This window comes from Amycolatopsis thailandensis, from assembly GCF_042723255.1.
Taxonomy (GTDB): Bacteria; Actinomycetota; Actinomycetes; order Mycobacteriales; family Pseudonocardiaceae; genus Amycolatopsis; species Amycolatopsis thailandensis.
In genome coordinates, this window is sequence record NZ_JBHXJK010000204.1 from 1 (window position 1) to 11,011 (window position 11,011).

Sequence of the window (11,011 nt, forward strand, 5' to 3'; positions counted from 1 at the left end):
CGGTAGTTCGACGTACGAACTACCGCATTCAGAGGACGAAATGCCCTTGGGAGAGAGTCATGCGGACCCTGCCTCTTCTCGGCGCCGCGGCGTTGGCCGTGGCGGCGACCACGGTGGTACCGGTGTCGTCCGACGCCGCATCGCCGGACGCGACGTACACCATCACCGTCGACGCCAAGAAGTCGTTCAGCCCGACCACCGACACCCCGGCGAGTAGCTATGTCGACAAGGACGGCACGTTCTACTTCCAGCAGGCGGCCGCGCTCTACGGCGCCGACCAGCCGCGCGAGTGGGACTTCTACAGCGGACGCGATTTCGACAGCTTCACCAAGAACCCGATCAGCAAGGCGGTGAACCCGGCCAACTCCGCCGACCGCAACGACGACACGACCTGGCGCTGCAACAACAGCCCCACCGGCAAGGAATCCACGAATCCGCCCGCCGGTTCCGGCTACTCGCAGCGGAACTTCTGCGACCTCGTCGGCACCTGGGTCGATCCGGACACCGGCGACTGGTACGGCCTGATCCACAACGAGTTCACGCCCGAGCCGTTCGGCGCGTACTCGTTCTCGCACTACGACGCCATCGACATGGCGGTGTCGAAGGACCAGGGCAAGACCTGGACCATCAAGGACCACGCGATCACTTCGCCCTACAGCACCAAACGCGGGGACACGACGGCGTTCCCGCATCAGACGTTCGACTACGGCGACGGCGACCCGCGCCTGTTCGTCGACACCGCCTCCGGGTACTTCTACGTCTACTACGGCTCGCGCATCGTGCCGAAGGCCGGCGCCGGTGGCCCGATGACCGGGCTCGCGCACGTCGCCCGTTCGCCGATCTCGGCCAAGATGGCGACCGGCTCGTGGCAGAAGTGGTTCGACGGCGGCTGGACCCAGCCCGGCGTCGGCGGCCGCGAGAGCAACATGGTCCCGGTGTCCGCCGCGGGCGACACGGGCTACACACCCGTCGCGGACGACTACGACCCGGCCAACACCGGCAACGTCAGCCAGCAGATCGCCGCGGGACAACTGCCGCGCAAATCCGATCTGTTCATCATGAACATCGCCTACAACGCGCACCTCGGGCTCTACATCGGCGCACCGGAGGCCGTGGACAGTGTCGTCCCTCAGCGTTACTACGTGACCGACGACCTGACGACGCAGAAGTGGCGGCTGATCGGCGACACCGGGAGCTACACCAACCAGTCCTGGTACCGCTGGTTCGTCGACGCCGCGAACAAGACGAACTCGACCATCATCGGCAAGCAGTTCCGGTCGTACTGCGCGGTGGCGTGCTCCGGCGGCGCGGGCGGCGAATACACCACGCAGACCATCACGTCGTCCACCCCCGCTCCGTCCCCTGTGGACACTTCGCGCAAGTACCGCATCGGCCTCGGTGACGGCCGGGTTCTCGCGCAGGGCACCGGGACCGCGACGACGTCCGTCGCGAGCACGACCGGCTCCGACCGTGAGGCGTGGCAGTTCTCCTCCGACGGCGACGGTTCGTATCGCGTCACCAACGCCGCGACGGGCCAGTTCCTCGGTGTCGACGCCGTCCAGGCGGGCCGGGCTTGGGGCGCGAAGCCCACTGTCACCTCGTCCTCGACGGTCGGGCAGCAGTGGTTCGTCATCCGGTCCACTGTGGACCCCGCGACTTTCCGGCTGGTGAACCGCTACAGCGGGCTCGTGCTCGGCCTGTCCGGCAAGTCGTCGCGTCTCGCGGAGACGACGCCGTCGCGCTCCTGGACCGACACCACCGGGAACACCGTCGGCGGCGGGCGGACCGCGGCCGAGCAGACGCTGAAGTTCACCGACGCCGGGGCCGGCACTCTCGACGGCGTCCGCACCCTGACCGCGTCCGGCAAGAACCTCGACGACCCGGATTCGTCGACGTCGACCGGCACGCCGTTGGTCACCTGGACACCGAACCAGGGCGCGAACCAGAAGTGGCTGTTCACGAAGCAGTCCGACGGTTCCTACACCCTGACCAACACGCATTCGAAGCTGTGCGCCGACGTCGAAGGCGGAGCGACCGGCGCGGGCGCGCGCGTCATCCAGTGGACGTGCACCGGCGGACCGAACCAGCGCTGGACCGCGGCGAAACAGCCCGACGGGACCTACAAGGTGGCCAGCGTCCGTTCGGGGCTGCTCCTGACGACAGCGTCCACTTCGGACGGTGCGGCCGTCACGCAACGAGCCGACAGCGGCTCCGCGCTTCAGCTGTGGGCGATCAAGTAGCCCACTTTCCCTTAGTGCGGCCCGTCGCTCGTTCGAGTGGCGGGCCGCCCGGTTGCTTATGTGTGGCCCATCACACTCTCAGTGCACTTTCATGATCCGCAACCGTCTCCCCTAGTGAGAGCACATTCGGTGAAAAGCTCACCGAAGCGTGGAGGGAGAGCACCATGAAGCACACCGGCATCATCCGCACCGCCACCATCACCGGCGTCGCCGCCGCGCTGAGCATCGGGGCCATCGTCCCCGCGCTGGCCGCCCCGTCGGCCGACCCGGTCACCACCGTCGCGGACCTCGACGGTGACGGTGAGATCGAAACCGTCACCACCCAGCTCACCGGCCCTGGCGACCAGGTCATCTCCGCGACCGTCAACGGGACGTTCACCTCGATCCACCTCGGAGCCGACAGCTCCGTCCCGCTCCAGGCCCCGCGCGTCACCGACCTCAACGGCGACGGCCGCGCCGAACTCATCGTCACCCAGTCGGTGGGGGCCAACACGACTTTCTTCACGGCCCTGCACTACGACGGCCGCAACCTCAGCCAGGTCGTCGACAACGACAGCAAGCCGCTGTCGGTCGCCGAGGGCGGTGGCGTCGCCGCTCACCTCGGCTACCAGTGCACCCCGCTGAACGGCGGCGGCCGCACCTTCGAAACCGTCGCCGCCGAAGCCGACGACGTCAGCGCCGACCCGCTGACCTACAGCGGCACGCGCACCGTCTACACGCTGCGGGACGGCGCGCTGACCACGCAGAAGACCATCTCGATCGACCACCGTCCGGTCACCGACCCGGTGCTCGGCACCGATGCCGCCAGCTGCGACCAGGCCGGCAGCTGACCGCGCACGGCTAGGTGACCTGGCCGACCTGACCGACCTCCGGCCGTAAGTCCGTGAAGGCCTCCTTTCCTACCTTGAGGGTAGGGAAGGAGGCCTTCACGGACGGCGGAAGCCACCCTCGGTCACAGCAACACCAGCAGTCACAGCGACTGCGCGTGAAGGCCCCCTTCCCTCTGCTGAGCAGAGGGAAGGGGGCCTTCACGCGAATACGAGCGTCAGCGATGCGCCGGAGCCGGAGTGGGCAAAGGCGACGCGAAGTAGTCCGCGGCCACCAGCACCGGCCCGTCCTCTTCTGTCGGCGCCCGGAAGGACAGCACCCAGAACGAACCCTTCTTCGACGGCACCACGCCACCGCGCGCGGCGGGCAGGTCGACGCCGTCGCGATCGGCCAGCGCGGTGACGACGTCCGGGATCACGCCGCCCTGGCTGGAGATCACCGGTGTCCCGCCGTCCCCGGCGATGGCCAGCAGCCGGGCGACACCGAGGACCGGGTCCGGCCAGTAGCCCTCTTCCGACAGCAGCGGCTCGTGCCGGATCTCGACCCCGAGATCTTCGGCGAGCCCGTTCACCGTCTGGACGCAACGAAGCCGCGGCGCCGAGAGCACCCTGTCCGGCGCGTAGTGCCGCAGCAGCGAACGCAGCGCTTCGGCCTGCCGCTGACCCGCGTCCGAGAGCGGCCGCAGATCGTCGTCGCCGTTCCACTCGTCGCGCTTGCCCGCTTTGGCGTGCCGCACCAGGATCACCGTGAGGAGGTCGGGCGGCAGCGCCGAGAACTCCCGCAGCACCCGGACGTCCTCCGGCCGCGTCAGCAGTTTCTCCGCCGTTTCCGCGTCGAGCCAGCGCAGCTCGTCGACTTCCTCGTTCGGAGCGAACGCACCGGAAACGGCGTGCGCGGAGAAGTAGTCGACGGTCTTCGGCGCTCCCGCCACGGTGTATTCGGTCCGGAACAGATACCGGCCGAGCACCGCGTCGAAGCCGGTCTCTTCCTGGATCTCGCGGACCGCGGCCCGGGCGATGGTCTCGCCCGGATCCAGCTTTCCCTTCGGCAGCGACCAATCGTCGTAACGCGGCCGGTGGACCAGCGCGACCTCGATCCGTTCCCCGTCACGACGCCAGAGGACGGCGCCCGCCGCCCGGATGTGCCCGCTCATCCGGCGGCTCCGTGCCGCTTCGCCAGCTCGACCTGATGATCGCGGACGTCGTCCCCGGAGGCGGGGAACGGGGTCCACTCACCGGTGGCCGTCAGCACCCAGCAGCGGGTCGCCGGATGCAGCGCGGATTCGAAGATGTAGTCCAGCTGCGCCGTCAGTTTCGGATCCTTGACCCGCACCAGGGCTTCGATCCGGCGGTCCAGGTTGCGGTGCATCATGTCCGCGCTGCCGATCCAGTGCGTGCCGCCCGCGCGGAAGTTGAAGATGCGCGAGTGCTCCAGGAACCGCCCGAGGATCGAGCGCACGTGAATGTTTTCGCTCAGTCCCTCCACCCCCGGCTTCAGCGCGCAGATCCCGCGCACCACGATGTCGACCGGCACCCCGGCCTGAGACGCGTGGTACAGCGCGTCGATCACCTGCTCGTCGACGAGCGAGTTGCACTTGATCCGGATCCCGGCGGTCTGGCCGGCGCGGGCGAGTTCGATCTCCTCGCCGATGGCGCGCACGATGCCGCGGCGGATCCCGTGCGGCGACGTGAGGATGTTGCGATAGGTGTCCTGGCGGGAGTACCCGGTGAGCACGTTGAACAGATCCGTCAGATCCGCGCCGATCGTCGGGTCGGCGGTCAGGATGCCGAGGTCTTCGTAGAGGCGCGCGGTCTTCGGGTTGTAGTTGCCGGTGCCGATGTGGCAGTAGCGGCGGATGGTCGAACCCTCCTGGCGCACCACCATCGACACCTTGCAGTGCGTCTTGAGGCCGACGAGACCGTAGACCACGTGCACGCCGGCGCGTTCCAGCGTGCGGGCCCAGGTGATGTTGGCCTGTTCGTCGAACCGGGCCTTGATCTCCACGAGCGCGACGACCTGCTTGCCTGCCTCGGCCGCGTCGATCAGCGCGTCGACGATCGGGGAGTCGCCGGAGGTGCGGTACAGCGTCTGCTTGATCGCCAGCACCTTCTCATCCGCGGCGGCCTGTTCGATGAACCGCTGGACGCTGGTGGAGAAGGAGTCGTACGGGTGGTGCACGAGGACGTCGCCCTCGCGCAGCGTCGCGAACACCGACTTCGGCGTCTCCCGCTCACCGAACGCCGGGTGCGTGGCCGGTACGAAAGGGCGGTCCTTGAGTTCCTTGCGGTCGACACCGGACAACTGGTGCAGGCAGGTCAGATCCAGCAGACCGGGGACCTCGACGACGTCGCGCGGGTCGACCTCCAGTTCGCGCAGCAGCAGTTCGAGCATGTGCTCGCTCATGTCCTGCGCCACTTCGAGCCGCACCGGCGGGCCGAACCGGCGCTGGGCCAGTTCGCGTTCCAGCGCCTGGAGAAGGTCCTCGTCCCGGTCCTCCTCGACCTCGAAGTCCGCGTTGCGGGTGACGCGGAAGGCGTGGTGCTCGGTGACCTCCATCCCGGTGAACAGCTCGCCGAGGTGCGCGGCGATCAGTTCCTCCAGTGGGAGGAACGTCGCGGTGCGGCTCTCCCGCGGCTGCTGCTCGATCCGCATCAGGCGCGGCACGTTGCTCGGCACCTTGACACGTGCGAACCGCTCGGTGCCACCCTCCGGATCGCGGACGGTGACGGCGAGGTTGAGCGAAAGGCCGGAGATGTAGGGGAACGGGTGCGCGGGATCCACGGCCAGCGGTGTGAGCACCGGGAAGATCTGCTCGCTGAAGTAGTTGGACAGCCGGAGCTGGTCGGCGCCGGTGAGGTCGTTCCAGCCGACGATGTGGATGTCTTCGTCGGCCAGCTGCGGCCGCAGGTGCAGCTCGAAGGCGTTCGTGTGCCGCTCGACCAGGTCCTGGTTGCGCTTGGCGATGTAGGCCAGCTGCTCGCGCGGGGTGAGCCCGTCCGCGCTGCGGACCGGGAGCCCGGTCTCGTCGCGGCGCTTCAGCCCGGCGACCCGCACCATGTAGAACTCGTCCAAATTGGACGCGAAGATCGCCAGGAACTTGGCGCGTTCGAGCAGCGGCTGCGACTCGTCCTCGGCCAGCGCGAGCACGCGGGCGTTGAAGTCCTGCCACGACAGCTCACGGTTGAAGTACCGGTCGTCGGGGAGTGTTTCGACGGCGGTAGGGGCCGACGTCACCGCGGGAGGCGCGGCGGGCAGCGCGCGGAACTCCTGGGCGGGGCGGCTCGCCGAACCGCCGCGGGTGGCGCGGATCGCCGCGCGAGGACTGCTGTTCGTCTTCGCCGAGGGAGTGGTCTTCCTCGCCCGGACGGGTTTCGCCGTGCCGTTGTCCGGGTCGGGTTTCGCGGCGGAGGTCTTCCGCTTCCTTGCCGAGTTCGGGGTGCCGCCGTCATTTGTGCTCACGGGCTTCATTGTTCACCACTCGGGGCGATAATGTGCGCCGCGCGCGGGTCGGCAGGGTGAACTCTCGTCACATCACCACGCAGGGTGTTCCCAACAGCGTTGAACTGCGCTTTCCGACACCCAGGGTGCGGACGTGAGCGAGATCATCCGCGGTGTCGACATCCGCGCGGAGTGATTCCGCGGTGATCGTGAGCGGGGTCGCACCGGACGCGCTGTGCGCCCGCGCGGAACCCCCGCCGAACCGGGGTTCGAGCGGCCCGGTCCCCGCGAGCAACAAGGTCGTGCCCGTTCCCTGCCGGTCCGCGACGAACGCCCGGCGCCCGGCGGCCTCGGTGAGGGCGGCGGTGAGGTCTTCGGTGCGCAGCGCGGGCAGGTCGGCCTGCAAGGCGCCGACGAGACCGGACGGCGTGTCCCGGCGCAGCAGCTCTTCACCGTAGCGCAGGGCCGCGTTCAAACCGCCCCGCGAGGGTTCGGCGACGATCTCGACGCCCAGCTCGGTGAGATCCGCCACGGACGCCGGGTCGGCGGCGACCACCAGCACCCGGCGGATCCCGTCCGCCGAGGTCGCCGCGGACAGCGTGTCGTAGGCCAGCGCCAGCACCAGTTCGGCGTGCCGCTCGGGCACCACCGCGCCGCGAAGCCGCGACTTGCCCTCCGCCGGGCGTTTCAGCGGCACGATCAGGTCAAGGCCCACACTGTCCACATCTGCATTCTTACCCGACCCTCCCTGGACCGCGCTCGCGTGCGCGCGGCAGGATCAGTGGCCTGGGACGACACGTGTGACTTCGAGGAGGACGAATTGGCCCGGCGTGAGAAGGGCGGCATCTGGGTTGGCATCGCCGCCGCACTGTTCTACCCGGCGACGGCCATCGGCAAGCGGGTCTACCGCAACGCCGGGCGGGTCCCCCGTGAAGGCGGCGCGCTGCTCCTGATGAACCACGTGTCCCACATGGACCCGGTGGTGGACGCGGTGTTCGTGCACCGCCAGAAGCGGGTGCCGCGGTTCCTCGGCAAGGAGAGCCTGACCAGGACGCCGCTGTTCGGCAAGATCTTCGTGGGCGCGGGCCAGATCCCGGTGTCGCGTGGTTCGGCCGCCGCCGGTGACAGCCTCAAGGCCGCCCACCAGGCGCTGCGTGACGGCAAGATCGTCGTGATCTATCCCGAGGGGACGATCACCAAGGATCCGGACGGCTGGCCCAAGAAGCCGTACACCGGTGCCGCGCGGCTCGCGCTGGAGACCGAGGTGCCGGTGATCCCGATCGCCCGCTGGGGCACGAACCACATCTTCAACGGCTACACGAAGAAGTTCACGCCGTTCCCGCGCAAGAAGATCACGCATCTGGTCGGCGAACCGATGGACCTTTCGGCCTACAAGAACGGTTCGACCCGCAGCGCGTCCAAGCTGCGCGAGGTCACCGAGTTGATGATGACCGAGATCACCGCCCTGCTCGCGGAGATCCGCCAGGAGGAACCGCCCGCGAAGAAGCCGGAGGACGACGCCTGATGGCCGAGGTCCAGCGCGTGACGGTGCTCGGCGCGGGTTCGTGGGGGACGGCGTTCGCCAAGGTGCTCGGTGACGCCGGACGCGACGTGACCATCTGGGCCCGCCGGCCCGAGGTCGCGGCCGAAATCCGGGACGGGCATCGCAATTCGTCCTATTTACCCGATGTCGATCTGCCGGAGCGGATCACCGCGACGGCGGATCCGGCCGAGGCACTCGACGGCGCGCAGGCCGTTGTCCTCGCGGTGCCGAGCCAGACGTTGCGGACCAATCTCTCGGAGTGGTCCGGTCTGCTGCCGTCCGACGCGATCCTGGTGAGCCTCGCGAAGGGCGTCGAACTGGGCACGCTCAAGCGGATGAGCGAGGTCATCGCCGAGATCGCGCGCGTGGACGACGGGCAGATCGTGGTCGTGTCCGGGCCGAACCTGGCCAAGGAGATCGCGCTGGGGCAGCCGGCGGCGGCGGTGCTCGCCTGTACCGACCACGAGAACGCCAAGGCGATCCAGCAGGCGAGCTTCAACCAGTACTTCCGGCCCTACACCAACACCGACGTCGTCGGCTGCGAGCTGGGCGGGGCGTGCAAGAACGTCATCGCGCTCAGCTGCGGCATGGCGGCGGGGCTGGGCCTGGGCGCCAACACCGCGGCGACGCTGATCACCCGCGGACTGGCCGAGATGGCCCGGCTCGGCGCGAAACTCGGCGCCGATCCGCTGACCTTCGCCGGGCTGGCCGGTGTCGGCGACCTGGTGGCGACGTGCTCGTCGCCGTTGTCGCGCAACCGGACCTTCGGCGAGCGGCTCGGCCGGGGCGAGACGCTGGAGCAGGCGCTCGCGGCCACCGGCGGCCAGGTCGCCGAGGGCGTCAAGTCGTGCACGTCGATCCGGGAACTCTCGCTGAGCCTCGGCGTCGACATGCCGATCACCGACGCGATGCACCGCGTGTGCCACGAAGGGGTCGACCCGCGGCGTGCGGGGGCCGAGCTGCTCGGGCGGTCGCAGAAGCACGAGTGGTCCTGAGCGAGACCGCAGGATCGCGACAGACGGCGTCCGCTTCGTGCTGCGAGCCTGGTCGTCAGGTGCAGAACTCATGGTCCACGGTGTGAGATCTGTTGACCGCCGGGCTCCGCACTGGTTCGCTGTGGGCATGTTCGCACGTGGAATGACTGTGTCGCGGGGCCTCTCGGGTCTTGGCGCCGTCGCGTGTGCGTCGTGTCGCTGTTGTCGGTGAACCCAGCACCCGGCCCAGCTCGACACCTTCTTTCTCTTGCGAGGACACCTCCATGTTCGCCGTCCCGGACAACACGCTCGTCATCCCCGAAAACCCCGCCCTGCGCCACCCGGTGCGCGTCGCGATCGAGTTCGCCGCGGACCGTGACCGCTGGCGTCACCTGCTGCGCTACGACCCCGACGAGCGGTTCTCCGCCCTCGTCGACGCCGACGAACTCCAGGAGATCTGGCTGATGAGCTGGCTGCCCGGCCAGCGCACCGACCTGCACGACCACGAGTTCGCCGCGGGCGCGTTCACCGTGGTCAGCGGGAAGCTGAGCGAGACCGTCGCCAGGCGCGCGTCCGACGGCCGGGCCGTGACGGAGCTGCATGCGCTGTCGGAGGGCCAGTCGCGCGTCTTCGGTCCCGGCTACATCCACGAAGTGCGCAACGACGGACCGGACCCCGCCGTCAGCGTGCACGTCTACCGGCACCAGCCCCGCGCCATGCGCCCTTACCACCTGGACCCGATTACCGGCCCGATCCGGGACTGACCCCTTTCGCATTCAGTCCTCTGGATGCGGTCCTTGCGCGTGCAACTACCGCATCCAGAGGACGAAACGCGTCAGGCGAGGTCGCCGCGCAGGCGGAATTCGGCCTCGACGCGCTCTCGCGAGGCCCCGGTGGCGAGCAGGGTGTGCAGCAGGAGCCGGGATTTACGCGGGTCGAGCCAGCCCGCCATCGTCGCGCCCATCGCGATCAGGTCGGACTCCGAGCCGCGGAAGCCATAGGTGCCGCGGAAGGTCGGGCCCGCGCCGGTCCGGCCGGCGACCACGACCGGAACCTCCGGCAGGACGCGCTCGATCACGTCGGCGGACCCCGCCGAAACGTGCCCGGCGCCGTTCGCGGCGAGCACCACTCCCTTGACCCCGGCCTTGACCAGCGTCTCCAGGAGCTCGCCGGTGTCCTCGACGCCGCTCTCGACGATCGGCACCAGGCCGGAGAAGTCCGCGTTCTCCAGCGGCAACGCCGCCGGACGGACGGCGACCGGGTGGAAGTAGTGCACCAAGCCCTCGCTGACCAGCGCGAGCGGCCCGGCGGGATTCGAGGAGAACGCCTCGACGTGGCTCGAATGCGCTTTGCGGACCCAGCGTCCGGCGTGGACGTCGTCGTTGAACGCGACCAGCGAACCGCGGCCCCGGCTGCGGGGATCGGCGGCGACGGTCAGCGCCGCGAGCAGGTTCCCGGCGCCGTCGGCGCTGGGCAGACTGGGGTTGCGCATCGCGCCGGTGATCACGATCGGGGCCTCGGAAGCCCACGTCAGCTCGAAGAAGTACGCGGTCTCTTCGAGCGTGTCCGTGCCCTGGACCACGACGACGCCGTCCGCGCCTTCGTCGACGGCCCGGGCGGCCCAGTCGCGGGTCTTGATCAGGGTCGCGAAGTCCATCGAGGCGCTGGAGATCCCCGCGAGCGTCTCCGCGCGGACGTCCATCTCGAGGTTCTCGCCCAGGTCGCCGAGCAGATCGGCGGCGGTGAGCCGCGGGACGGCGTGCTCCTCGCCGTCGCCGGGAATCATGGAGATGGTGCCGCCCAGGGCGGCGACGGCGACAAGGGGCCGTCGGGGATCACTCGACATGCTTCGCATTCTTCAAAGTCGGCCGGTCTTGCCGCAAGTAGGCACCTGCCCGGGGTCTTGAGGGCGGCCGGCCCACGCTGCCCCTCCCCAGTGCCCTCCGGTGTCATGAAGGGGGCTTTCAGGACGAAAAACGTCCTGAAAG

Annotated in this window: 9 protein-coding genes; 5 read left to right on the forward strand and 4 right to left on the reverse strand. The window is 69.2% G+C overall.

Going from position 1 to position 11,011, the window contains the following annotated elements; translation table 11 throughout:
* Positions 1 to 59 precede the first annotated feature (59 nt).
* Both ACFWMR_RS40465 and ACFWMR_RS40470 read left to right on the forward strand, forming a co-directional pair.
* Complete coding sequence (locus ACFWMR_RS40465) at positions 60 to 2,240, forward strand: RICIN domain-containing protein (protein ID WP_378382217.1); 2,181 nt, start codon at positions 60 to 62, stop codon at positions 2,238 to 2,240.
* A 164-nt stretch (positions 2,241 to 2,404) separates the two neighbouring features.
* The gene (locus ACFWMR_RS40470; RefSeq protein ID WP_378382218.1) at positions 2,405 to 3,070 is read left to right on the forward strand and encodes a VCBS repeat-containing protein; all 666 of its coding nucleotides are present in this window, start codon (positions 2,405 to 2,407) and stop codon (positions 3,068 to 3,070) included.
* 215 nt (positions 3,071 to 3,285) lie between these two features.
* On the opposite strand, the gene ACFWMR_RS40475 is transcribed toward ACFWMR_RS40470, so the two are convergent.
* Genes ACFWMR_RS40475 through cofC form a run of 3 tightly spaced genes read right to left on the reverse strand, consistent with a single transcriptional unit; the run spans position 3,286 to position 7,221 of the window.
* On the reverse strand, positions 3,286 to 4,221 hold the full coding sequence (locus ACFWMR_RS40475; protein ID WP_378382219.1) for an NUDIX hydrolase: 936 nt from the start codon (positions 4,219 to 4,221) through the stop codon (positions 3,286 to 3,288).
* Positions 4,218 to 6,536: an RNA degradosome polyphosphate kinase gene (locus ACFWMR_RS40480; RefSeq protein ID WP_378382221.1), complete on the reverse strand. Its 2,319-nt coding sequence runs from the start codon at positions 6,534 to 6,536 to the stop codon at positions 4,218 to 4,220. Before ACFWMR_RS40480 ends, ACFWMR_RS40475 begins: the two co-directional genes overlap by 4 nt.
* Before the next feature lie 58 nt (positions 6,537 to 6,594).
* Positions 6,595 to 7,221, reverse strand: a complete 627-nt coding sequence (gene cofC, locus ACFWMR_RS40485; RefSeq protein ID WP_378382225.1) for a 2-phospho-L-lactate guanylyltransferase — start codon at positions 7,219 to 7,221, stop codon at positions 6,595 to 6,597.
* A gap of 105 nt (positions 7,222 to 7,326) precedes the next feature.
* On the opposite strand from cofC, the gene ACFWMR_RS40490 reads away from it, so the two are divergent.
* From ACFWMR_RS40490 to ACFWMR_RS40500, 3 genes are all read left to right on the forward strand, one after another.
* Entirely contained in the window at positions 7,327 to 8,031 is a 705-nt protein-coding gene (locus ACFWMR_RS40490; RefSeq protein ID WP_449224352.1) for a lysophospholipid acyltransferase family protein, read from the forward strand.
* The gene (locus ACFWMR_RS40495) at positions 8,031 to 9,044 is read left to right on the forward strand and encodes an NAD(P)H-dependent glycerol-3-phosphate dehydrogenase (protein WP_378278486.1); all 1,014 of its coding nucleotides are present in this window, start codon (positions 8,031 to 8,033) and stop codon (positions 9,042 to 9,044) included. The genes ACFWMR_RS40490 and ACFWMR_RS40495 overlap by 1 nt, the downstream gene beginning before the upstream one ends.
* A gap of 263 nt (positions 9,045 to 9,307) precedes the next feature.
* Complete coding sequence (locus tag ACFWMR_RS40500; RefSeq protein ID WP_378278485.1) at positions 9,308 to 9,787, forward strand: cysteine dioxygenase; 480 nt, start codon at positions 9,308 to 9,310, stop codon at positions 9,785 to 9,787.
* A 71-nt stretch (positions 9,788 to 9,858) separates the two neighbouring features.
* On the opposite strand, the gene ACFWMR_RS40505 is transcribed toward ACFWMR_RS40500, so the two are convergent.
* Positions 9,859 to 10,869: an asparaginase gene (locus ACFWMR_RS40505; protein WP_378382224.1), complete on the reverse strand. Its 1,011-nt coding sequence runs from the start codon at positions 10,867 to 10,869 to the stop codon at positions 9,859 to 9,861.
* Positions 10,870 to 11,011 lie beyond the last annotated feature (142 nt).

What these genes read in the sequence shown, in the direction of transcription:
- ACFWMR_RS40500 (WP_378278485.1), top strand. Translation starts at nt 9,308, where the DNA reads ATGTTCGCCGTCCCGGACAACACGCTCGTCATCCCCGAAAACCCCGCC.
- ACFWMR_RS40480 (WP_378382221.1), bottom strand. Translation starts at nt 6,536, where the DNA reads ATGAAGCCCGTGAGCACAAATGACGGCGGCACCCCGAACTCGGCAAGG.
- ACFWMR_RS40505 (WP_378382224.1), bottom strand. Translation starts at nt 10,869, where the DNA reads ATGTCGAGTGATCCCCGACGGCCCCTTGTCGCCGTCGCCGCCCTGGGC.
- ACFWMR_RS40495 (WP_378278486.1), top strand. Translation starts at nt 8,031, where the DNA reads ATGGCCGAGGTCCAGCGCGTGACGGTGCTCGGCGCGGGTTCGTGGGGG.
- ACFWMR_RS40475 (WP_378382219.1), bottom strand. Translation starts at nt 4,221, where the DNA reads ATGAGCGGGCACATCCGGGCGGCGGGCGCCGTCCTCTGGCGTCGTGAC.
- ACFWMR_RS40465 (WP_378382217.1), top strand. Translation starts at nt 60, where the DNA reads ATGCGGACCCTGCCTCTTCTCGGCGCCGCGGCGTTGGCCGTGGCGGCG.
- ACFWMR_RS40470 (WP_378382218.1), top strand. Translation starts at nt 2,405, where the DNA reads ATGAAGCACACCGGCATCATCCGCACCGCCACCATCACCGGCGTCGCC.